This window comes from Pseudomonas sp. So3.2b (assembly GCF_019464415.1).
In the GTDB taxonomy this organism is placed as follows: domain Bacteria; phylum Pseudomonadota; class Gammaproteobacteria; order Pseudomonadales; family Pseudomonadaceae; genus Aquipseudomonas; species Aquipseudomonas shahriarae.
In genome coordinates, this window is record NZ_CP080494.1 from 4,543,201 (window position 1) to 4,567,933 (window position 24,733).

Annotated in this window: 14 protein-coding genes; 11 read left to right on the plus strand and 3 right to left on the minus strand. The window is 55.7% G+C overall.

Annotated elements, in window-relative coordinates; genetic code table 11:
* The first annotated feature begins 10 nt into the window (after positions 1-10).
* Positions 11-1,396: an MATE family efflux transporter gene (locus K1X80_RS20345; protein WP_057438638.1), complete on the plus strand. Its 1,386-nt coding sequence runs from the start codon at positions 11-13 to the stop codon at positions 1,394-1,396.
* On the opposite strand, the gene tusA is transcribed toward K1X80_RS20345, so the two are convergent.
* Both tusA and rlmM read right to left on the minus strand, forming a co-directional pair.
* Entirely contained in the window at positions 1,393-1,644 is a 252-nt protein-coding gene (gene tusA / locus K1X80_RS20350; protein ID WP_057438513.1) for a sulfurtransferase TusA, read from the minus strand. The genes K1X80_RS20345 and tusA overlap by 4 nt on opposite strands.
* A gap of 23 nt (positions 1,645-1,667) precedes the next feature.
* Positions 1,668-2,741, minus strand: a complete 1,074-nt coding sequence (gene rlmM / locus K1X80_RS20355; protein ID WP_200657087.1) for a 23S rRNA (cytidine(2498)-2'-O)-methyltransferase RlmM — start codon at positions 2,739-2,741, stop codon at positions 1,668-1,670.
* A gap of 190 nt (positions 2,742-2,931) precedes the next feature.
* Here rlmM and acnA point away from each other — a divergent pair, with 190 nt between their 5' ends.
* From acnA to K1X80_RS20405, 10 genes are all read left to right on the plus strand, one after another.
* The gene (acnA, locus tag K1X80_RS20360; RefSeq protein WP_120733803.1) at positions 2,932-5,673 is read left to right on the plus strand and encodes an aconitate hydratase AcnA; all 2,742 of its coding nucleotides are present in this window, start codon (positions 2,932-2,934) and stop codon (positions 5,671-5,673) included.
* A 148-nt stretch (positions 5,674-5,821) separates the two neighbouring features.
* Complete coding sequence (locus tag K1X80_RS20365) at positions 5,822-6,613, plus strand: CPBP family intramembrane glutamic endopeptidase (protein ID WP_057960306.1); 792 nt, start codon at positions 5,822-5,824, stop codon at positions 6,611-6,613.
* Between the two features lie 764 nt (positions 6,614-7,377).
* Complete coding sequence (gene wecB, locus K1X80_RS20370) at positions 7,378-8,532, plus strand: non-hydrolyzing UDP-N-acetylglucosamine 2-epimerase (protein ID WP_120733806.1); 1,155 nt, start codon at positions 7,378-7,380, stop codon at positions 8,530-8,532.
* Positions 8,529-9,791 (plus strand): UDP-N-acetyl-D-mannosamine dehydrogenase, encoded by a 1,263-nt coding sequence (gene wecC, locus K1X80_RS20375; protein ID WP_198792170.1) that lies wholly within the window; start codon positions 8,529-8,531, stop codon positions 9,789-9,791. The genes wecB and wecC overlap by 4 nt, the downstream gene beginning before the upstream one ends.
* Positions 9,792-9,805: 14 nt before the next feature.
* A complete protein-coding gene (locus tag K1X80_RS20380) occupies positions 9,806-15,283 on the plus strand; it encodes a methyltransferase domain-containing protein (protein ID WP_220172484.1) in 5,478 nt (1,825 codons plus the stop codon).
* 2,224 nt (positions 15,284-17,507) lie between these two features.
* Positions 17,508-19,262 (plus strand): hypothetical protein, encoded by a 1,755-nt coding sequence (locus tag K1X80_RS20385; protein WP_220172485.1) that lies wholly within the window; start codon positions 17,508-17,510, stop codon positions 19,260-19,262.
* The gene (locus tag K1X80_RS20390; protein ID WP_220172486.1) at positions 19,259-19,672 is read left to right on the plus strand and encodes a hypothetical protein; all 414 of its coding nucleotides are present in this window, start codon (positions 19,259-19,261) and stop codon (positions 19,670-19,672) included. Before K1X80_RS20385 ends, K1X80_RS20390 begins: the two co-directional genes overlap by 4 nt.
* 35 nt (positions 19,673-19,707) lie before the next feature.
* Complete coding sequence (locus tag K1X80_RS20395) at positions 19,708-20,952, plus strand: glycosyltransferase family 4 protein (RefSeq protein WP_120733814.1); 1,245 nt, start codon at positions 19,708-19,710, stop codon at positions 20,950-20,952.
* Positions 20,949-22,256: a glycosyltransferase family 4 protein gene (locus tag K1X80_RS20400; protein ID WP_198792174.1), complete on the plus strand. Its 1,308-nt coding sequence runs from the start codon at positions 20,949-20,951 to the stop codon at positions 22,254-22,256. Before K1X80_RS20395 ends, K1X80_RS20400 begins: the two co-directional genes overlap by 4 nt.
* 113 nt (positions 22,257-22,369) lie before the next feature.
* Positions 22,370-23,935: a PAS domain-containing methyl-accepting chemotaxis protein gene (locus K1X80_RS20405; protein ID WP_057960312.1), complete on the plus strand. Its 1,566-nt coding sequence runs from the start codon at positions 22,370-22,372 to the stop codon at positions 23,933-23,935.
* 103 nt (positions 23,936-24,038) lie between these two features.
* On the opposite strand, the gene K1X80_RS20410 is transcribed toward K1X80_RS20405, so the two are convergent.
* Positions 24,039-24,731 carry an alpha/beta family hydrolase gene (locus tag K1X80_RS20410; protein WP_220172487.1) on the minus strand — a complete coding sequence of 231 codons (693 nt, stop codon included), beginning with the start codon at positions 24,729-24,731 and terminating at the stop codon, positions 24,039-24,041.
* Between the last annotated feature and the right edge of the window lie 2 nt (positions 24,732-24,733).

Below are 24,733 nucleotides of genomic sequence, written 5' to 3' on the forward strand. Positions count from 1 at the left end.
ACATCTGTACGTGAACACTGCCACCACAACCCTCTCCCGCCCTGCCCGCGTTCGCCGGGAAGTCCACAGCCTGCTGGCGCTGGCCCTGCCGATCATGATCGGGCAACTGGCAACCACCGCCATGGGTTTTGTCGATGCGGTGATGGCCGGGCGCGTCAGTGCGCGAGACCTGGCGGCAGTGGCCCTGGGCAACTCCATCTGGATTCCGGTGTATCTGTTGATGACCGGCACCTTGCTGGCCACCACCCCCAAAGTCGCGCAGCGCTTTGGCGCCGGCAGCCACGCCGAGATCGGCCCGCTGGTGCGCCAGGCGTTGTGGTTGGCGCTGGTGGTGGGAGGCACCGCGTCATTGCTGCTGATCAGTGCCGAACCGATCCTGCATGCGATGAACGTCGATCCCGAGCTGATCGCCCCCTGCATGGGCTACCTGCACGGCATCGCGGCGGGCATGCCGGCGGTGGCGCTGTACTACGTGCTGCGCTGCTTCAGTGACGGCCTGGGCCGCACGCGCCCAAGCATGCTCCTCGGCCTGGGCGGGCTGGCGTTGAATATTCCGTTGAACTACGTGTTCATCTATGGCCATTTCGGTGTGCCGGCCATGGGCGGCGTGGGCTGCGGCTGGGCCACCGGGATTGTGATGTGGGCAATGATGCTGGGCTTCGTCGGGTGGACCCGCTGGGCCCCGGCCTATCACGCCAGCGAGCTGTTCAAACGCTTCGACTGGCCGAAATGGTCGGTGATCAAGCGTATCCTGAGCATCGGCCTGCCGATTGGCATCGCCGTATTTGCCGAGTCGAGCATCTTTGCGGTGATCGCCCTGCTGATCGGCAGCCTGGGCGCAACCGTGGTCGCCGGGCATCAGATCGCCCTGAACTTCAGTTCCCTGGTGTTCATGATCCCCTACTCCCTGAGCATGGCCGTGACCGTGCGGGTCGGCCAGGCCCTGGGCCGTGGCGAACCCCGTGAAGCGCGCTTCGCCGCTGGCGTGGGGATGGGCACCGCACTGGCCTATGCCTGCCTATCGTGCAGCCTGATGCTGTTGTTTCGCGAGCAGATCGCCACGATCTACACCGCCGACCCGCAGGTGGTCCAGGTGGCGGCGATGCTGATTGTGTTTGCGGCGCTGTTCCAGTTCTCGGATGCGATCCAGGTGACGGCCGCCGGCGCGTTGCGTGGCTACCAGGACACCCGGGTGACCATGGTCCTGACCCTGTTCGCCTATTGGGGCTTGGGCCTGCCGGTGGGTTACTTGCTGGGGCTGACCGACTGGCTGGGCCAGCCCAGCGGCCCGAGCGGCTTGTGGCAGGGCCTGATCGTCGGCCTCAGTTGCGCGGCGGCGATGCTGGTGGTGCGCCTGGCACGCAGTGCGCGCAAGCGCATCCGCACGGCGGTTTAAGCGAGCTTCTTGCGGATCCAGTACAGGTAAGTCCCCGCCTCTTCGCGCTGTTCCACCAGTTCATGGTCCAGGAACACGCAGAACTTGGGGATATCGCGGCGGGTCGAGGGATCGGTCGCGATCACCTTGAGCAGGCCGCCGGGCGCCAGGTCACGGATGTGCTGGTGCAGCATCATTACCGGCTCCGGGCAGTTGAGGCCGGTGGCGTCGAGGGTGCCGTCGACGGCAGGGTCAAAAATGTCGCTCATCACTCACTCCTACAAGGTCGTCTTTAGCGGGCCTTGGGTTTCTTTACGTCCAGGCGGCGCAGGTGGCAGGTCACTTCCTCACGGTCGTGGTACAGCTGCTTGCAACCGATTTCTACCCGGATGCCCCGCGCCTTGAAGCCTTCTTCGATGCGCTCCAGCAGGCGTTTTACTTCGGCGTAGCGCTGTTTCATCGGCAACTTGAGGTTGACCACCGCTTCGCGGCAATGCCCCTCGCCAATCCAGGTTTCCAGCAGGGCCGCGTTACGCGCCGGTTTCTCGACGATATCGCAGACCATCCAGTCCACCGGCTGCTTGGGGGTGAAGGTAAAACCATCCGCCATCAAGTGTTGCACCAGGCCGGTGTCCATCAGGCTTTCGGCCATGGGGCCGTTATCAATCGCCGTCACCAGCATGCCGCGATTGACCAACTGCCAGGTCCAGCCGCCTGGCGCTGCGCCGAGGTCTATGCCGGTCATGTCGCCGTGCAGGCGCTCGTCCCACTGGTCGCGGGGGATAAAGTGGTGCCAGGCCTCCTCCAGCTTCAAGGTCGAGCGGCTGGGCGCGTCACGGGGGAATTTCAGGCGCGGGATGCCCATCGGCCACATCGCCGAGTTATTTGACTCGGCCAGGCCCATAAACACTTCGCGACCGCTCTTGAAGGTCAGCAGCAGGCGCGGCTTGCTCGGGTCTTCGACCAGTTTGCCGGCGGCCAGCAGGGCCTTACGCAGATGCACTTCGAATTTCTTGCAGAAGTTCGACAGTTCCTTGCCGTCGTTGGTATCGACCATCTCCAGCCACAGGCTGCCGCACACCGGGAAATCCCGCAGGTGCGCGAGGATCACGCTGATGCGGTCGGTTTCCGGCAAGTCGATGAACACCCCGCGCGCCCACTGCCTTGGGAAGATCAGCTCGGCAAAGCGTTGGCCGCGCATCAGGCGCTGGGCGCCGTCTTCTTCGGTGCAGACAAATTCGGCGCAGGCGCTGCCGGTCTTGGCCTTGGCATAGCCGGAAACGTTCAGGCGCGCGGCGTGTTCCGCGATCTCGGAACAGACTTCGCCTTCAAAACCCGGGCGGCAGTGCATAAAAAGGGTGTTCATTGAATCTCCTGGCAACTGGCTTGCTCTATCGCAATGCCTGTCATGAAAACGCGCGCATGATAGCTGAGTTCGGAACCTTGGACTTGCCCATAGAGTCCAGTAATTAGCCTGCTACTGAAAACCGGGCTAGCTTATAAGCTCTGTTCGTCCCGTCAGGTCCGTAGCCGTGCGGACCATAAGGAGTCATGTAATGTCATCCGTTGATAGCCTGAGAACCCTTAAGACCCTGCAGATCGACAGCAAGACCTACCACTACTTCAGCCTGCCCGAAGCCGCCAAGAGCCTGGGAGACCTGGACAAGTTGCCGATGTCCCTCAAGGTGCTGCTGGAAAACCTGCTGCGCTGGGAGGACGACAAAACCGTCACCGGCGCCGACCTCAAGGCCCTTGCCGCCTGGCTCAAGGAGCGCCGCTCCGATCGCGAAATCCAGTACCGCCCGGCCCGGGTATTGATGCAGGACTTTACCGGCGTACCCGCCGTGGTCGACCTGGCCGCCATGCGCGCCGCCGTGGCCAAGGCCGGTGGCGATCCGCAGCGCATCAACCCGCTGTCGCCGGTGGACCTGGTGATTGACCACTCGGTGATGGTCGACAAGTTCGGCAATGCCGACGCCTTCGAGCAAAACGTCGATATCGAAATGCAGCGCAACGGCGAACGTTATGCGTTCCTGCGCTGGGGCCAGAGCGCCTTTGATAATTTCAGCGTCGTGCCGCCGGGTACCGGCATCTGTCACCAGGTCAACCTGGAATACCTGGGCCGCACCGTGTGGACCAAGGACGAAGATGGCCGCACCTACGCCTTCCCCGACACCCTGGTGGGCACCGACTCCCACACCACCATGATCAACGGCCTCGGCGTGCTGGGCTGGGGCGTGGGCGGTATCGAGGCAGAAGCGGCGATGCTCGGCCAGCCGGTGTCGATGCTGATCCCGGAAGTGATCGGCTTCAAGCTCACCGGCAAATTGAAAGAAGGCATCACCGCCACCGACCTGGTGCTGACGGTCACGCAGATGCTGCGTAAAAAAGGCGTAGTGGGCAAGTTCGTCGAGTTCTATGGCGACGGCCTCGCCGACCTGCCCCTGGCCGACCGCGCCACCATCGCCAACATGGCCCCGGAATACGGCGCCACCTGCGGCTTTTTCCCAGTGGATGACGTGACCCTGGACTACCTGCGCCTGTCGGGCCGGCCTACCGCCACCGTCAAGCTGGTCGAGGCCTATACCAAGGCCCAGGGCCTGTGGCGCAACGCCGGTGAAGAACCAGTGTTCACCGACAGCCTGGCCCTCGACATGGGCACTGTCGAGGCCAGCCTGGCCGGGCCGAAACGCCCACAGGACCGGGTCTCACTGCCGGATGTGAGCCAGGCCTTCAGCGACTTCCTCGACTTGCAGTTCAAGCCTGCCAGCAAGGAAGAAGGTCGCCTGGAAAGTGAAGGCGGTGGCGGTGTTGCGGTGGGCAATGCCGACCTGGTGGGTGAAGCCGACTACGACTTCGAAGGCCAGACCTATCGCCTGAAAAACGGCGCGGTGGTGATTGCGGCGATTACTTCGTGCACCAACACCTCCAACCCGAGCGTGATGATGGCCGCCGGCCTGGTCGCGAAAAAAGCCGTGGAAAAGGGCCTGAGCCGCAAGCCCTGGGTAAAAAGCTCGCTGGCGCCCGGCTCCAAGGTGGTCACCGACTACTACAACGCCGCCGGCCTGACCCCCTACCTGGACCAACTGGGCTTCGACCTGGTGGGCTATGGCTGCACCACCTGCATCGGCAACTCCGGGCCGCTGCCTGAGCCTATCGAGAAAGCCATTCAGCAAGCCGACCTGACGGTAGCGTCGGTGCTGTCCGGCAACCGAAACTTCGAAGGCCGCGTGCACCCGCTGGTGAAAACCAACTGGCTGGCCTCGCCACCGCTGGTGGTGGCCTATGCCCTGGCCGGGACCGTGCGCATTGATATCAGCAGCGAGCCCCTGGGTACCGGCAAGGATGGCCAGCCGGTCTACCTGCGCGATATCTGGCCCAGCAGCCAGGAGATCGCCGACGCGGTGGCCCAGGTCAGCACCGGCATGTTCCACAAGGAATACGCCGAGGTGTTTGCCGGTGACGCACAGTGGCAAGCCATTGAAGTGCCGCAGGCCGCAACCTATGTGTGGCAAGAAGACTCCACCTATATCCAGCATCCACCGTTTTTCGATGACATCGCCGGTCCGCTGCCGGTGATCAAGGATGTGCAGGGCGCCAATATCCTGGCGCTGCTTGGCGACTCGGTGACCACCGACCACATCTCCCCTGCCGGCAATATCAAGGCCGACAGTCCTGCCGGACGCTACCTGCGCGAACAGGGTGTGGAACCGCGGGACTTCAACTCCTACGGCTCGCGCCGCGGCAACCATGAAGTGATGATGCGCGGCACCTTCGCCAACATCCGCATCCGCAACGAAATGCTCGGCGGCGAAGAAGGGGGCAACACCCTCTACATTCCTACCGGCGAGAAGATGCCGATCTACGATGCGGCCATGAAATACCAGGCATCCGGCACGCCATTGGTGGTGATCGCCGGCCAGGAATACGGCACCGGCTCCAGCCGCGACTGGGCCGCCAAGGGCACCAACTTGCTGGGGGTCAAGGCGGTGATCGCCGAGAGCTTCGAGCGCATCCACCGCTCCAACCTGGTGGGCATGGGCGTGCTGCCGTTGCAGTTCAAGCTGGACCAGAACCGCAAGGCCCTGCAGCTGACCGGCAAGGAGAAGATCGACATCCTCGGCCTGACCCATGCCGAGATCGAGCCACGCATGAACCTGACGCTGGTGATTACCCGCGAAGATGGCCGCAGCGAGAAAGTCGAGGTGCTGTGCCGGATCGACACCCTCAATGAAGTTGAGTACTTCAAGGCGGGCGGGATTCTGCACTATGTACTGCGTCAGTTGATTGCTTCATAACGCGTCAAGCCAGACAAAACACCGCCTACGGGCGGTGTTTTCATTTTTGCCTCCAGGTCCCGCCGCTATAATACGCACCCGTTGCAGGAACCGGCTTGCCGGTTCCTGCAAAAGCAATTGCGTCATTTTTACGTCACAAGGATTTTCAATGCCCGCTTTACCCTGGCTGTACCTGGCACTTCTATCCATCGGCTATGCACTGGCCCTGGCCTACGGGCAACTGGGTTTACTGGCCCTGGTGTCCATCGGCCTCTTGCTGGTGGCAGGTTACGCCGTGCGCCAACAACACATCCCATGGGCCCGCTACCTCGGCCATGGCCTGTTCATTGTATTGGCCCTCGGCCTGGCGATGCACTGGCTGCCCGGTTTCTACAACGGTCGCGGGATCGACCCGCAGCGCTTCAGCGCTGATGCCGTGCCCTTCTCGATGTACCTGAACCAGGACAAACCGTTGATTGGTTTCTGGCTGCTGCTGGTCTGCCCGTGGATCGTCGCTCGCCGCCCGTTGCGCCTGTCGATCTATGCCACGGCCCTGGCCTTGACCCTGACCACCATCGCCGCCCTCGGCGGGGCGGTGCTTCTGGGCATTATCAGTTGGGCGCCCAAATGGCCGGACCAGGCCTGGCTCTGGGTGTTGAACAACCTGTTACTGGTGACCCTGGTTGAGGAAGCACTGTTTCGCGGCTATATCCAGGGCGGCCTGAGCCGGCGCTTCAAGCAACTGCCTTATGGCGAAAACCTCGCCTTGCTGCTGGCCTCGCTGCTGTTTGGCCTGGTGCATGTGGGTGCAGGTTGGCAATGGGTGCTGCTGGCCAGTATCGCCGGCGCGGGGTATGGCCTGGCCTACCGCTTCGGCGGCCTGGGCGCGGCGATCGCCACACACTTTGGTTTGAATCTGCTGCATTTCGGGTTGTTTAGCTACCCGATGCTGGCGGGTTGATCTTCGATCAAAACCACAATCGCGCCTGACCTGAGGGCTGGACAACAGACTCCGCCCACTGTTGTCCAGCCCAAGGTATGTGGCTGTATGAGCAGCTGTCCCGTGAAGGGAAATACAACGCCAAAACCCTGCTATCACCTCATACAGAAAGAAAGCAGGACCTCCACTAGGATGGTTGAAAGCGCCCGCTGCCAGAGCCATAGCCTTTCAGTATTTAAAAGCCATACCCGCCTGCCGCACTCCCAGACTCGATATTGGTCAGACAATTCATTTTTTTGTAATTTTTTTTGTCTGAGCTTTACCAAGAGAAATTGAAAACGCCAGCTACGTAAAATCTTCAATAACATCAGAAAAATCGCACATCTATCGAGACTTTTGCCTGAATGTGCACGTTTTTCACTAGCATAAAGTCAAAATTTGTTAGCAGTCCAAGCAGAGCTTGTAAAGTGAAAAGTTTGTGAATTTGTTAGTGGCACAACAAATTCAAAATGATATCTTCCGTGCTGCGTAGGCGGTTCCAGCAAAATTGCCAGTGAAAAGATATAAAAAATCTTCATGCGCCAGTTATGGAGTTGTCACGAGCACGGAGTGCCCAAAAGCTACGCCTCTTGCCCTCCCACCTATGCATTTTCAGTTGCGCAAAACCGCATCTGCGGTCTGCTGCAGACGTTTTTTACCATTGGAATGGATTCTAGTGACGTGCCAGCAAGCGCGTCGCATCCTGACATTGGCTCACCGCTAAATCTGTGAAGAAGTATTCATATATGCCCCTCAAGACGCTTTCCATTTTCGGGACCCGGCCCGAAGCCATAAAAATGGCCCCTTTGGTTCTGGAACTGGCAAGCGACCCTCGTTTTGAGTCGAGGGTGTGCGTCACCGCGCAGCACCGTGAGATGCTCGACCAAGTGCTTGAACTATTCGAGCTGACGCCCGACTTCGACTTGAACATCATGAAAGCCGGGCAAACACTGACAGACGTGACGACGGCGATTATTCAAGGGCTCAAACCCATCCTTGAAGACTTCAAGCCCGATGTGATCCTTGTTCATGGCGACACCGCCACTACCTTTGCCGCTAGCCTGGCCGCCTATTACCAACAAGTCCCGATTGCCCATGTCGAGGCAGGCCTGCGTACCAACGACCTCTATTCGCCATGGCCCGAAGAAGGCAACCGGCGGTTAACAGGTACTCTTGCTGCCCTCCATTTTGCGCCCACTGAAACATCGCGGCAGAACCTGCTGAAAGAAGGAGTCGCCTCCTCGGCCATTCACGTTACCGGCAACACCGTGATTGATGCCCTGCTCAGCGTGGTCGATCGTTTAAGTAGTCCAGCTTCGCCACTCCAAGCGCAATTCGAGGAGCAGTTTGCATTCTTGCCTCGTGACAAGCGCATGGTGTTGATCACCGGCCATCGGCGCGAAAACTTCGGTGGCGGTTTCGAGCGTATTTGCCAAGCGCTGGTCAACACTGCCCAGCAATTCCCCGATGTTGAGTTCGTATACCCGGTGCACCTGAACCCGAACGTTCGTGAACCCGTAAAACGCCTGCTGGCAGGTATCAACAACGTGCATCTGATCGAACCACTGGATTATCTGCCGTTCGTTTACCTGATGACGCGCTCTTACGTGATCCTTACCGACTCCGGCGGTATCCAGGAAGAAGCACCTGCCTTGGGCAAACCTGTCCTGGTGATGCGTGACACGACTGAACGCCCCGAAGCCGTCGAAGCCGGCACAGTGAAGCTGGTTGGCACAGAAGTGGACTCCATTACCCACCACCTCAGCGAGTTGCTGAGCGACGAAGTGGCTTATCAAAAAATGAGTTTTGCCCATAACCCTTATGGCGACGGTAAGGCTTGTGCACACATCCGTGAGGCGCTGATGGTTTTGGTCGCGCAACGAAACGAGGCAGCAGCATGAATTTCTCCCGCATTTCGGTCATTGGACTTGGTTACATCGGCCTGCCCACAGCAGCCATTTTCGCCTCACGCAAGAAGCAAGTCATTGGCGTTGATGTCAATCAGCGCGCTGTAGACATCATCAATCGTGGCGAGATTCATATCGTCGAGCCCGATCTTGATATGTTGGTTCATGCCGCCGTCACCGAAGGTTACCTGCGGGCAACGACGGTACCCGAACCGGCCGATGCGTTCCTGATTGCGGTTCCAACACCCTTCAAGGAAAACCACGAGCCGGACCTGGGCTACATCGAGGCGGCAAGCAAGTCGATTGCCAGCGTCTTGAAAAAGAATGACTTGGTTATCCTGGAGTCAACCTCCCCTGTCGGAGCGACGGAGTGCATGGCCGAGTGGCTTGCCCAAGCTCGCCCGGACCTGACCTTCCCGGCCACCCATGGCGAAGATTCCGACATCCGTATCGCGCACTGTCCTGAGCGTGTGTTGCCAGGCCATGTCTTGCGGGAACTGGTTGCCAACGATCGCATCATTGGCGGTATGACCCCCAAGTGCTCCAACGCCGCCGTGAGTCTTTACCGCGCGTTTGTCGAGGGCGAGTGCATTATCACCGACACCCGCACGGCCGAGATGTGCAAGCTCACCGAGAACAGCTTTCGTGACGTCAACATCGCGTTCGCCAACGAACTGTCAATGATTTGCGCCGAACTGGAAATCAACCCGTGGGAGTTGATCCGCCTGGCCAACCACCACCCTCGGGTCAATATCCTGCAGCCCGGCCCCGGCGTCGGTGGTCACTGTATCGCGGTCGACCCCTGGTTCATCGTCAGCAAAACCCCAGAGCTGGCCCGCTTGATCCGTAGTGCCCGCGAAGTCAATGACCAGAAGCCGCAGTGGGTCGTTCAACAAGTGAAACTGGCCGTGGCCGACTATTTGCTGAGCCATCCGGAACAGTCCGCCAGCACCGTGCAGATCGCGTGCTATGGCTTGGCTTTCAAGCCAGACATCGATGACTTGCGTGAAAGCCCAGCCCTCAACATCGCCCGACAGTTGAGCGATGAACTGGGCGTGACGCTACAGCTCATCGAACCCAACATTCAGGAGCTGCCTGAAAAGTTGGCCGCGCATCAGTTGGTAGACACTGACTATGCCCTGGACAGCGCGCACATTCACGTATTGCTGGTCAAGCACCGTGAATTCAAAGAGATGGCAAAAATGCGAGATGGCGCCGTTGTAATCGATGCTGCTGGCGTGTTTGCTGCCTGAGAAGAGAATTAAAGATGACTAGCGTCCAACTCCCCACGCCGCCGGAAGCCCCTACAGCCCTGGCAGACATTCACGACCGTGTAATGGAGGCCTACTACGGGAAGTTGGGCGAGCATTTCATGCGCGAAACCCAGGCACGTATCCATTGGATCTGTGCACAGGTTTCGGGCAAGAAGGTACTCGATGTAGGTTGCTCACAGGGCATCGTGCCGCTATTGCTGGCCCGCGAGGGCTGCGACGTGATCGGTGTCGACACCAGCCCCCAGGCTATTGAAGAAGCCAAATCGTACATGGCGGCCGAGCCGTCCCATGTACAGGCCAAAGTCTCCTACGTGAACGCGGATTTCCTGTCCCTGAACGTCGAGGATGCTGAACCCGACACCATCGTCATCAGCGAAGTACTCGAACACCTCGTACGTCCGGAAATGTTTGTCGAGAAAGCTGCGTCGCTGCTCAAGCCCGACGGGCGACTGATCATCACCGTGCCATTCGGGGTAAATGATTTCATCGACCACAAGCACACGTTCTACCTGCTTGAGCCCTTCCGCCTGCTGAACGAATACCTGCACATCACCCAGATCAAAGTACTGGGCAAGTGGCTGGGCATGGTGGCGGTCAAAAAAACCGACGCCACCGCCCCTTCCCCCGTGCAGTTGGATATGGCCCAGGTACAAAACCTGGAAAAAGCCTTCGAAGCGATCGAGCGCAACCTGCAGAACAGCCTGTCCAACACCAGCAAGAACCTGACCGAAGCCAACAAGAAATACCGTGCGGCCACCGAACAAATTGCCCAGCTCAAGCCCAAGGCACAACAGGTGGAAGAACTCACGAAAAAAAATCTTGCCCAGGAAGCAATGCTTGCCGAGCAGGCTGATATCAAGCTGCGCCTGGACGAGGCGAACAAAAAATACCGCGTGGCCACCGAGCAGGTGCAACAGCTCAAGTCACAATTAACTGAACTGGAAAACACCAAAAAGGCCCGTCTTGAGCAGAATGATAAAGAGCTCACAGACCTGCATGCCCGACTTGAAAACACCCAGGAACAATTGCAGCACACCCAAACCCAGCACGAGTTGCTCAAGGCACAAGTAGCAGCCTTGCAAACAGAAAACCAGTCAGCGGTCGAACAACAAGACCAGCAACTGATAGAGCTGCATGCGCTCACCCAGCAATTGCAGACCCTTGCCTCCCAGAACGCTCGGCTGCAGGAGTTGGTGACCGAAGAACAATCGGGGCGCCATCAGGCAGAGACAGCACTCATCAGCATCAACCATGATGCCGAACAACAGCTGCACGCCCACGAAGCCATCCAGGCACGGCTGGAAGAAGATATCGACACGCTGCTACTGCAAGTCGATGACCTGACAAATCTCCACGCACAGGAAATGCAGGAGCTGAACAGCCAGCTCAAGGAGTGCCGCGCACGCATTACCGAGCTGTCCGGCCACCTTGAACAAGAGCGCGCCATCCGCCCACTGCTGGAGAACGAACTGGCCACCTGCGAAGCCCATGTGGCGCAGTTGGACAGAGAGCTGCAGATCAAGACCGACCAGCATCTAATTATCACCAACCAGCTTGAAGCCGAACGCGCAACCCGACAAAACCTGGAGTTGAGCCTCAACCAACTTGAGCATCAATCCCAGGAGGCTCTGCTGCAACGAGACAAGCTCACGACGGCCCTGCAGCAACAGACCTGCGCCCTGGAAGAGCTTCGCCAGCAAAATGCCGACCTGCAAGAACAGGTGCAACTGGAGTTGTCCAGTCGCGAGGCTGCCGAGCAACTGCTTGCCACCACGCAGGAGCAATGGGATGACGCTCGCCTGCGCATGGAAAGCGAGCTGCAGTCTTCAAAAGGCTGGCTTGAGGCCGCCAATCAAAAGTATCGCGAAGCCACGGGTACGCAGATCCCTCATCTGAAAAGCAATCTTGAAAAACTGCTTGGACAAACCGCCGCCCAGCAGCAAAAAATCGAAGAGCTCAACGACAACCTGCATCGTGCCAATGCCAAACGCCATCTGGCAGAGCAGCGCCTGATCAAAACCCGCTCAAGCCTTACCTACCAGCTGGGTTATCAACTAAAGGCCAGCGGCAGCTCGCTGGGCGGCATCATTCGCTTGCCAGGCACCTTGTTCAACCTGTACCGCCAGGCCAGCAAAACCCGCAAAGACATAGCCCAGAAAGCCATTGGTTTTGACGGCCCGTCAGCGCTGCTGCCTGCGCCACAACACATCGCCAAAACAGACGTCGCCTTGCCCGCAGCACTCGCCGACACCGAGTATGTGCGCAACTGCTTGCTCAACCACGAGCAGGGCAATGCCGCATCCTTGAAAGTCGCCTGTGTGATGGACGAATTCACCTACGGCTCATACCGCCATGAATGCAACCTGCTGCAACTGACCCCTGCGGATTGGCAGGAACAACTGCAGCAATTCCAGCCCGAACTGGTGTTTATCGAATCAGCCTGGCGCGGCAAAGATGACTTGTGGGGCAGCAAAGTCGGCCATAACAGCCACGAACTGCAAGACATCCTTAAATGGTGCAAAGACCACAAGGTACCCTCGGTTTTCTGGAACAAAGAGGATCCGGTCCACTTCGAGACCTTCTTGTCTACCGCCAAACAGTTCGACTTCGTGTTCACTACCGACATCGACTGCATTCATCGCTACAAGGGTGCGCTCGGACATGATCGGGTGTATCTGTTGCCGTTCGCCTGCCAACCGGCGGTGCACAACCCGGTTGAACTGTACGAGCGTAAAGATGCGTTTTGCTTCGCTGGCGCCTACTACACCCGTTACCCCGACCGTACCCGCGACCTGGGTAATTTTGTCAGCGAACTGCCGAACTTCCGTCCGCTGGAAATTTTCGACCGCAACTTTGGCAAGAACGACCCCAACTACCAGTTCCCCGAGCAATACCAGCCGTACATCGTTGGTACGTTGAGCTTCGAGCAGATCGACCGCGCCTACAAAGGCTACCGTTACGCGATCAACCTCAACTCGATCAAGCAGTCGCAGTCAATGTTCGCCCGCCGAGTGTTTGAATTGCTTGGCTCCAACACCGTGACAGTCAGCAACTTCTCCCGCGGTGTGCGCCTGTTGTTTGGCGACCTGGTGATCACCACCGACAGCGGCCCGGAAATGCTGCGCCGCCTGAACACACTGGCAGGTAACGAACGCGACAGTGACAAGCTGCGCCTGGCTGCCCTGCGCAAAGTGATGCAAGAACACACCTATGGGCACCGCCTCAACTATGTGATGAGCAAAGTGACCGGCAAGGCCCAGGAAGAAAGCCAGCCGCGCATTTGCATTATCGCCGATGCTGCCAACAGCGCCGAAGTCGAAGCCCTGACCCAGCACCTGCTTCGTCAGCGCTACACCAACGTGAGCATGCATGTCGTCGTCAACGACACCGTCGGCAAAACTGCAGTCAAAGACCCACGGATAAAACTGATCTCGCGCAAACAGCTGAAAAAAACCAGCCTTGGTGAACTGGCCGGTGATGCGCCGTGGTTCGCGGCCATGGCCAGCGAGGACTACTACGGCCCGAACTACCTGCTCGATATGGTCCTGGCGACGCGCTACAACCAGGCTGAAGTCATCGGTAAAGTTGCCCACTATGTGCGCAAGGATGACGGCATCCATTTGCAGAACCCAGGTCAGGCTTATCGTCGCCCGGCCAGCATTGCTGCGCGCGCCGCACTGATCAAAACCGCACTGATTGCCGAGCAACAAACCAGCGAGTGGCTCAAAACCCTGCCGAAGTTGAACTACGAGTTCGAGCAATCACTGGCGATCGATGCGTTCAACTACTGCCGAAACGCCGCGGGTGCCCGCGGGCAAGACGTGACGGAGGTCGTAGACGACCTCAATCTGTACACCGGCATCGGCATTGACGAGCTGCAACGCCGTGCCGAAGCCATTGAACCGCTCAAGGTCAGCCACACCAGCGCAGAGATCTGCGGGCGTGACCTGGCCGCAATGTTCGGACCGATTCGTAGCAAGCATCTGGAAGAACACATTGACGTAGACACCTGGCAGATCAGCTCTTCGCTCGCCGACGGCAAGCACGAGTACCAGTACGCCAAGACGGATTTGCCTGTCGCCGAATTGGCATCGGGTGAACAACTCAAACTGTTCCTTGACGCCACCCCTGGCCTGAACATCCAGTTGGTCGTGCTGTTCCTCGATGCCCAGAAACAACGCATCAGTCATGTCATGCAACACGCCAACCGCAACCAGACCAGCGATATCCCGCCAGAGGCCGCCTTCATTCGCCTGGGCATCCGTGCCTATGCCAATGGCAGCGCCGGTATCAAGGCACTGGTCCTGGGGCACCGCGATCTGCAGCCATCGGAAATGCTCGCCAAATCCGAACACCTGCTGTTGACCAACCATTACCCGGCCTATGACGATCTGTACCGCAACGGTTTCGTCCACACCCGCGTCACCGCCTATCAGGAACGTGGCGTCAACGTGGACGTATTCCGCCTGCGCAAGAACGAAGCGGTCAGCTATCACGAGTTTGAAAACGTCGACGTCATGACCGGCTCCCAGGCCACCCTGGCGAAGATGCTGGAGTCGGGTGCCTACAAGACCATCCTGGTTCACTTCCTCGACCCAGACATGTGGGAAGTCCTGCGCCGACACCTGAACACCACCAAGGTCATCGTATGGGTCCACGGCGCCGAGATCCAACCGTGGTGGCGCCGCGAATACAACTTCACCACCGATGAACAACTGGCCCTGGGCAAACTCGACAGCGACAAGCGCATGAGCTTCTGGCGCAACCTGCTGCAACCCATGCCGGCCAACCTGAAACTGGTGTTTGTATCCCGCTACTTCGCCGAAGAAGTGATGGAAGACCTCGGCTTCCGCCTGCCAGAAAACCAGTACGAGATCATTCATAACCCGATCAATACCGAGCTGTTTTCTTATGTGGAAAAGCCGGTTGAACAGCGTAAGAAGATCTTGTCGATTCGGCCGTATGCGTCACGCACCTACGCCAATGACTTGAGCGTCAAGGCCATTCAGTTGCTGGCACAGAAACCTTGGTTCAATGAGCTGGAGTTCCGGATGATTGGTGATGGACCATTATTTGAAGAGACGTTGGCGCCGTTGCGGCAGTATTCGAATGTTCAGATAGATAGAGGTTTTCTTAGACAGGAAGCTATAGCCGACATTCAAAAGAATTATGGCGTCTTTTTATGCCCAAGCCGCATGGACACCCAAGGAGTGTCGCGGGATGAGGCAATGGCGGCGGGCTTAGTCCCGATCACAAATCATGTGGCAGCAATTCCGGAGTTTGTAGATGAAACATGCGGAAGACTTGTCACGCCAGAAGACCCGAGCGAAATTGCAAACGCCATTGAAGCGATTTATTTTGACGCTGAAAAATTTAAATCATTATCTGCAAATGCCAGCCGAAATGTTGCACAAAATCGCTCAAGCGAAAAAATCGCTTCCAAAGAAATACTTATTATTGAAAGGCTTTGAGACAGTGGAATTTTCACCTGAAAAAATCGCCATTGAGCAGTTTGAGACAGAAACTGTAAAGTACAATACGCACCTGCATATTTATGACAATGCTACGCCCATACACAAATTCGACTGTTTTGGACACTTCGTTGAAGATTCTAAGAAGCTGGTTTGCCTAATGCCGTCAGCACTCCCTGCGAGCAAAGAAAAACCAGAGGCAGTCTTCCATCGCTGGTCTTGGTGTCATCATTTGAAAGAGAACGTAATCTCCCTGAATGACCCAACATTTTCATTACCAGAAGTTCATTGCGGTTGGTTTTTGGGCGATGGCGAAGAAGATGTTCTGAAGATTTTGTCAGGGCATGTTAGTCGGATTGCAAAAAAGCTGAACATTAAGAAAGAAGATATAATTTTTTATGGATCGTCAATGGGTGGATTTGGCAGCCTAGTGATGGCCAGCCTAAATAAAGGTTCTTTGGCCATCGCAGAAGTGCCTCAGCTAGACCTGCATAAATATCCGCACAAGTCATCTATTCGTGACATTGAAAAGTACTGTCTGGGACACAGCCTTATTGAGCAATCGGCAAGCAAGCCTTATTCAACTTCCGTTATTGAGCGTTTTTTACATGAACAAAATGTACCCAATTTCAAAATTTTGACCAACACCGCAGACTTGGAATACGCTCACGCGGTTGATTTCTTAAAAGACGTAGCAGAAATCCGTGACAAAGTTAACTTCCAAGGTCGTGTAGAGGTCTGTGTTTTGCCGGACCCCATTGGTCACAAACCGCTACCAACTGCCATCGGTATCACCGTAATAAAAGAAGAGCTCATAAGAGCTTGGAACGGTGCAACCATTCCCACCCGTAATGAAAAACCAAGCATTACGCCCGACTCAAAAGTCAAAGAAAGCTACAAAGAAATTCTTGACGACGCCATTGAACTGGCCAAAACAATTAAATTTATTAGAACCCCAGAAGACAAAATCATTTATGAAAGGACCTTGGCACGTTTCTATGAAGCCAGCGAACTCAACCCCCTCGCAGATTGGCCGCTGCTAAAAATCTGCTCCATTGAAAAGCAATGGAGCAACTCTTTCAACCAGCGCATACTTGATGCCGCGTTATCGGCGATGTCCAGAAAAGAGACATTGGAAGGCTTTATCTACTGCTGCCGAGGCTATCTCTATAATCAAGAGCCGGCGACTGCTAGCGCTGCAATTGAAACACTGATCACTCATTGCAAAGACTCACAAATTTCTAACGTTGGCAATATTTTCAAAGCAATAATCAATTATAATCTTGAAAACTATGACGAGTACTCAAAACTCATAAAACTTTTCAATTCGCAAAAATCAAAAGACTACAACCCCTATATCGCAATCCCTGTAGGAAGTGTACATACGGACAACACTTACTCATCAGACAATTTCAAATCAACTGACATTGCGATTGAGAAAACACCCATTACAGTCACGGATTTTCCTTCGCAAAGTGCCAAGTACATCGTCAGTATTTCTTGCGACATGAAGTACTTTACACTGTATGGCGAGTACATAATAAAATCGTTCACCAAACACTGTGCAGCCGATGCAGCTATGCACATCAGCCTGCTTGATGGTGATACAGAATATTACTCAGAAAAAATCGATACCTGGGGTGGAAATAATATCTACTTCACCATCGTGAATATCAGTACCGAGGTTAACAAAGGTCCAATTGCCTCGATGCTGAGATTCATGAGCGTTTATCCATTAATGGAAAAACACAACCTTCCCATATTGGTACTTGATCTTGATACGGTTATTAAAAAACCATTCAACGAACTTGTTGACATGATGGCTGAAGAAAAAGTTGATATCTTATCGCGGATACTTGAAAACGGTATGGCGCCGTGGGAAAAATACACCGGAGGTTTCGCATTCTTCGCTCACTCTGAAAACGGAAAAATCGTTGCTAGAAACTTGGCCTACTTGGGCGGTTTGCAATGTAAAACCGACGAAAGCCAGTGGTGGATCGATCAAAATATTTTCGAAGCCGCCATACGGGAGCGAATTATCAACCTAGGTTCTCTGGCAGTAAAAAACATCTACAGTATCCGGGATCAATACTGCGTAATGCCAGTAGGCTCCAGCGAGAGTAAAACCTACACACTTAACAACGCCTTACAACAGCACTGTTAAAACAACGACCCCGTACAGGCAGCTTTTAATAGCTGCCTTTACATACAGAGGCTACTAGACGTGTCACTGCTCTATCGTTCGAAAAGCAATGCTTTCTGGCTCGCGTCGCTTTATAAAAAAGTGGCACGTATTACGCTGTCGCGAACGTGCGCGATCATTTTCCTTATCATCCTTTCCAATATTTCACTGGTTCTAGCATTTTTCTTACCGTTGAAGACCCTCATACTTGTGGGATCTGAGTCCACCCCGAGTTATATGGTAGGTCTAATTGAAGGATTCGAAAAAGACGATTACATTATTGGTCTATCCACGTGCGCAATTATTTTTTATGCCCTTTATTATATCTGCACCCACCTTTCTACAAAATTTATCAATCAGGGTGCGCAATCCTTAGTAAAAAAAGCAAAAAAAATAACAATCTTTGAAAATCAAGACATTCTCGCAGCCTCCATATATCAAAAAGTCTGTAACGTCCTAGCCTCCCTCTTATTTTTCCTAGCCGGCTCAGCGCTTGGACTAGCGATAACACCTGAGCTTTTTTCTTTCTTTCTCATATTTTGCGTTATTTATTTTTCGCTTTCCATCAGCATCATGCTACTAACTCAAAAAGTAGACCAACCAAAAAAATCGCTTACCCTTATAAAGGCTTTTAGCGGAATTTGTTTTTTTTCCTTATTTGCCTTTGTAATAGTCAGCTATTTTTTTGGCTTGCCGTTTAGCATATTTTCTTCAATTATAGGGCTTCTCCTTTCCAGACAAATACTGCAACGCATTACAGCTCTCCTATACGACTCGATTTTTTTGCTGGAAAACTCTGCTAAAATAAATTCACTTTTTTATACTTCTCTTCACGCCCATGAGAAGAAGACACCTCAAGAAGAACACTTCTGGAGCCACATCAACAAAGATACCCGGCAGCAGTGGGCCCTTAACTCTCTAATTGACCTGACCGGAAAGCCGATAGAGTATGTGACCTCTTCTTACGTCCAGCTTGGAACACCAAACATAATCGGACTTGATATTTCTGCGCACGGAAAAAATGCAGAGCTTTTATCAGAGTACTCTGCAAAATTATTTGGTATCGGCCGCGAAACCTCATGCAAACACGAAGCCTCATTGTTGGCTCAACAGTGGTCAACACGACTCCCTGCGCCTCAACTGGTCGGAGCGGCGCAAATCGGCTCTTTTAATGCATTATTTTTTAAAAAAATAAAGACTACAAAACCTCAGGCACACCTATTGAAATTGAAGTGGTACTCTGCACTATCCAAACTTTGGATAGTGGCACCGCCAGCAAGTATAATTGACCAATTTTCCAGGTCCAAACCCTTGCTTTCCGAGCGTTTGACTGCCGAGATAGGCCTTAGATTAATCTCGGTACTAGAAGACCCTGAACATATAGCTTTGGCCCAACAGCTTTCAGAAAGTCTTCCTAAAATCAAAGAGCTGATTCGAACGGTTCCTCTTTGCATCGTCAATCCTGATTTACACATGGGCACGATCCTTGAGTGCGCAGAGGACGATTTTATTACCTATAACTGGACCCGCTGGGCAGTTGAACCTATTGGCGCTATTTGGCCTACAGGGAAACAAGACATTGATGCTCTTGAGAGGTATTTCCTTGAGGCGAGTAAAACCCGACCTGAGCTCCTTGACACTCCGATTGAAGCTGTTGCGTTAATTGCAATTATGTACGCGCTTGAGTCACAATTCAGCCGCCAAAACTACCTGTCGGTCATCGAGTTAATTCCCGACGCACTGGCACAACTAAAAAATCATCCAACCAGTGAAAAAATAGAAGTTAATACCCTATGAAAAAGATTATTACCCTAGGCCTACTAATCGGTCTTTATGGCTGCAACAGCGAGAACAATGAAAAACTACACAGTGGCGTAGAGCAGCAATTACTGCTGCCGGGCGGTGCGAAAATTTCACTCGAAGCAAAAGCACTCAAAGATGAAACAACTGATCAAAACGGTAAAAAAATCAGAAAACTTTCCTTCAAAATAGCAGCTGACGATGCGACTTCAGCAGAGCAGATTTTCTATAAAACACTTCAAGATAAGAACTATACTCGCCGAGTCACAGATACTGGTGAAAATACCATGCGTGTGTTTTATAGTGTCGCAAATGAAACAGGGATTGACTCGTACTTTATTGGGTCTTCCGAAAAAAAATCAGCCAATGAAAAAGTGCATGTAATTCTCGCCTGGCCTACAAAATAAAGTTTGAATATTTATTTTATTAAAGGTGGCCCCCTGTGACCCGCATAGCAATGATCGTCTGGAATGAATTCCGCAACGACGCCCGTGTATTAAAAGAGGCGCAGACGCTTCAAGCTGCCGGCTACGCCGTAACCGTGTTCGCCCTGCACACACCGGGCGTCACCCAAGAGAAAGAGACACTGCCGGGCGGTATCAACGTGGTGCGTGTTGCACGCAGTCCATTGTGGAAGCTGCGCAAAACCAAAACTGGCGGCGCAGCTTCTGCACCGGCCTCAGCCAGCGGCCCTATCGGTCGCTTGAGCCCGACCAGGCAAGCGCTGCGGATTGTCGCGCGGCTGTGGACCCATGCAGGCTTGCTGGCGCGGATCGCCTGGCATCGCGCCGCAGTGGTGCACGCCCATGACGTCAATACACTGCCAACGGCATGGTTGGCGGCGAAACTCAGTGGCGCCCGCGTGGTGTATGACGCCCATGAAATCAGCACCAGCCGCGAAGGCTATAACAGCTTTCGCGGCCTGGTCGCGCGGGTCGAAGGCGTGTTGATGCCCCGAGTGCAGGGCAGCATTACCACTACAGATGCGCGGGCCAAGTTTTTTGCTCGGGCCTATGGCGTGCCACGCCCGGTGGTGTTGCAGAACCGACCGCGCTTGACGGTCAGCCCCGCCAGTCAGCGGATTCGCCAGGAGCTGCAGTTGCAGCAGCCATGGCCAATCATCATTTATCAGGGTGGGTTGCAGCAGGGCCGAGGCCTGGAGCGCTTGGTACGGATCTCGGCCTCAGTCAAGGACGCCTATTTCGTGTTCATTGGTGGCGGCAGGCTGACGGCGCCATTGACCGCGTTGAGCCAGGAACTCGGACTGACGGAGCGTGTGCATTTCATTCCAACCGTCTCGTTGGCCGATCTGCCCAGCTACACCGCCTCTGCAGACATTGGCGTGCAGCCCATTGAAAACACCTGCCTGAACCACTTCACCACCGACTCCAACAAATTATTCGAGTACCTGATTGCCGGCCTGCCCGTCGTCGCGACTGACCTGCCAGAGATTCGCCGTATCATCAGAGCGTTCGACATCGGTTTGCTGGTGCGCGAAAGCGACGACCAGCAGTTGATCGATGCACTCAATCGCCTGGTAAGCGATCCGCAGCTGCGCCGCACCCTGGCGGCCAATGCCGTGAATGCCGCAGCCCAATTGAACTGGGAGCAACAGGAAGAACTGTTGGTCAACCTGTATGGCCGCGTTCTCAAGGGCCAGACTTACTGCGCTGACGCTCGCCAATGACCGTCCGCATTCTTCTCTTGAGCTTCTATTACCCGCCTGATCTGGCGGCGGGTTCGTTCAGGGTCGAAGCCTTGGTAAGGGCGCTGCTTGAGCAAAATAACTGCAAATTGCACATTGACCTGATCACCACGCAACCGAATCGCTATCACTCCTACAAAGCGCCGGCTGAAAGCACTCAAGGCTTCTCGCGACTGTCGATCACGCGCATTGACTTGCCGCCCCATAAAAATGGCGTCGTTGACCAGGCCAAGGCATTCCTCTCCTACGCCTTGGGGGCCCGTAAAGCCGCTCGTGGCAAAGACTACGATTTGGTGGTGGCGTCCTCTTCAAGATTGATGACTGCTGCCTTGGGCGCGTCGATTTCGTTCCAGAGCAAAACGCCGCTATACCTCGATATACGCGACATCTTCGTAGAGACGCTACCAGAGCTGTATCCTGGTATGGTCGGCCGGACCATGACGTATTTCTTTTCGTGGGTGGAACGCCTGACCATTCGCCAGGCAACTCAGGTCAACCTGATTTCGCCGGGTTTTCTGGGGTACTTCAACGAACGCTACCCCCACAGGTGTTTTTCCACCCATACCAATGGTGTGGATGACCTTTTCCTGCAACCGTTGACCAATCTGGAAAAACTACGCGCGCCCTCGACCGAGCTGAAAATCGTGTACGCGGGCAATATCGGCGCTGGCCAGGGGCTGGATAGAATCATTCCGGCGATGGCTGAACAGCTTGAAGGTCTCGCGCAGTTCTACATCATTGGTGACGGTGGAGCTGCCGATAAGCTTCGGCAAGCGCTGGCCAGTAAAAACATCTCCAATGTAAAACTGATAGCGCCGACCAAACGCTCAAACCTGATCGATCATTACCGGGAGGCTGACATACTTTTCCTGCACCTCAACACCTTCAAATCCTTTCGACGGGTTTTGCCTTCCAAGCTGTTTGAATATGCAGCGACTGGCAAACCCATCCTGGCGGGTTTGGGGGGTTATGCAAGACAGTTCACCAAGTCGAAAATTGCCAATGCCACGGTGTTCGAACCCGGCGACCTCAACGGTGCGATGGAAGCACTGAATCGCCTGGAACTGACATCAATAAACCGTTCGGTTTTTGTCGAGGATTACTCCCGCGTCGCTATTCAGCAGCGCATGGCGTTGGACGTATTGGGCACACCGGAATTGAGCAATGGCCCCTCAACCAGGTATCTGCGCCTCAAACGCTGGATCTTCATCCAGATCGAGTGGATCGGTGCGGGCTCGCGCTACCCGGTTGTTGCCGAAGTATTGACAGCGTCCTTTCTGGGCTGAGAGCTACCGGGTACAGAGCGGTTCCCGCCATTATTTACATTTCAGTAAAGATTCCCTTCAACCATTGCCTCAGCCTGCCGACAACCTGACAAAGCCTTGCGGATTGAATCAATATGCGTAACAACCAGCCCGTTACCCAGCGCGAACGTACCTTCCCCGCTCAACAACGGTTGATCTCCACGACCGATGCCAAAGGCGTGATCACTTACTGCAACGATGCGTTTGTCGAGATCAGTGGGTTTTCCCGGGATGAACTGATGCGCGCCCCGCACAACCTGGTTCGCCACCCGGATGTGCCGGCGGCCGTGTTCGCGCATATGTGGACGACGCTCAAACAAGGCTTGCCATGGATGGGCATCGTTAAAAACCGCTGCAAGACCGGCGATCACTACTGGGTCAACGCCTACGTGACCCCGGTATTCGACGGCGAACAGGTGATCGGCTACGAATCGGTGCGGGTCAAGCCGACCGCCGAGCAGATCCGCCGTGCCGAAGCGCTGTACCAACGAATCAACCAGGGCAAGTCGGCCATCCCGCGCAGCGATAAATGGTTGCCGGTACTGCAGGACTGGCTGCCGTTTATCCTGGTCAGCCAATTGAGCTTCCTGATCGGCGTCTGGTTCGACTCCCACTGGGGTTTTGCCCTGGCCGCCGCCTTGTCGGTGCCCCTGGGCCTGCTCGGCCTGAGCTGGCAGCAGCGCGGCCTCAAGCGCCTGCTGCGCCTGGCCGAACAGACCACCTCCGACCCGCTGATTGCGCAGATGTACACCGACAGCCGTGGCGCGCAGGCGCGACTGGAGATGTCGATCCTCAGCCAGGAAGCCCGCCTGAAGACCTGCCTGACCCGTTTGCAGGACACCGCCGAGCACCTCAACGACCAGGCGCGCCAGTCCAACACCCTGGCCCACAACAGTTCAACCGGCCTGGAACGCCAGCGCGTCGAGACCGAGCAGGTGGCCACCGCCGTCAATCAGATGGCCGCCACCACCCAGGAAGTCGCCAGCCATGTACAGCGCACGGCCGATGCGACCCAGGAAGCCAATCGCCTGACCAGCCGTGGCCGGGACATTGCCGGGGAAACCCGCGAAGCCATCCAGCGCCTGTCGGTAGTGGTTGGAGAGACCGGGACAACCGTGACCCAACTGGCCAAGGACAGCGATGAGATTGGCGGTGTTGTAGATGTGATCAAAGGCATTGCCGACCAGACCAACCTGCTGGCCCTCAACGCCGCCATCGAAGCGGCGCGTGCCGGTGAGATGGGCCGTGGGTTTGCAGTGGTAGCCGATGAAGTGCGGCAGCTGGCGCAACGCACCAGCGAATCCACCGGGCAGATCCATGCCCTGATCGCCAAGCTGCAACAGACCGCCAGCACCGCCGTGCAGACCATGGATGCCGGGCATCGCCAGGCTGAAGAAGGCGTGGCACGGGTGATGGAAGCTGACGCGGCGCTGGTGGGGATCAGTGAGGCGGTGGCCCATATTACCGACATGACCACCCAGATCGCCGCCGCGACCGAGGAGCAAAGCTCGGTGGCCGAAGAGATCAGCCGCAATATCAGCACCATTGCGCTGTTGGCGGACCAGACTTCGGAGCAGGCGTTGAACTCGGCGCAGTTGAGTGAAGAGCTGACGCATACGGCGAATACGCAGTATTCGTTGGTGGAGCGGTTTAACCGCTAGGGATTTACTGCCTGATCTAGCGCTATCGCGAGCAAGCTCGCTCCCACACTTTGATTTGTGAATACATTCAAAATATGGGAGCGAGCTTGCTCGCGATGAGGCCCTAACAGGCGCCGAGAAACCCAGCAACCCTCTGCGCCGCAGCTTCCAAATGCTGCGCATGACTAAACCCCGAAGCCTTCAACGGCTTCAAATCATGATCCCCCGCCACCAGCCACTTCACCTCGATGCTCGGCGACAGCACATACCCCTCCACCGCCGCCCGATTACCCAGCGCATCGCGCTCGCCCTGCACTATCAAGGTCGGGGTCTTCAGCCCGGCCAGATGCTCGACCCGTGGCTTTTCTGGCTTGCCCACCGCATAGAACGGATACCCCAGGCACACCAGTGCATCAGCCGCCAATTCATCGGCCAATAAACTGGCCATCCGCCCGCCCATGGACTTGCCGCCAATAGCCAAAGGCCCAGCGACATGACGTCGCACCTGGGCATATACCTCGCGCCAGCATTCCAGCAGCTTTGGAGCCGGATTCGGTGGGCGCCTGCCCCCGTCCACACGGCGCTGGGCCATGTAGGGAAACTCGAAGCGCAATACGTTCACGCCATGCCCGGCAAGGCGTGCAGCCATGTCGTCCATAAAGCCGGAGTCCATCGGCGCGCCAGCACCGTGGGCCAGGATCAGCGTGGGTGATGGGCCAGCGCCCTCGCGCGTGGCTGCATTCCACAACCAACCGTATTCACCCACACACTGCGCCCATTGATCCCCGTCAATACTGGCCTTGTGCTCTTTGCCCATGC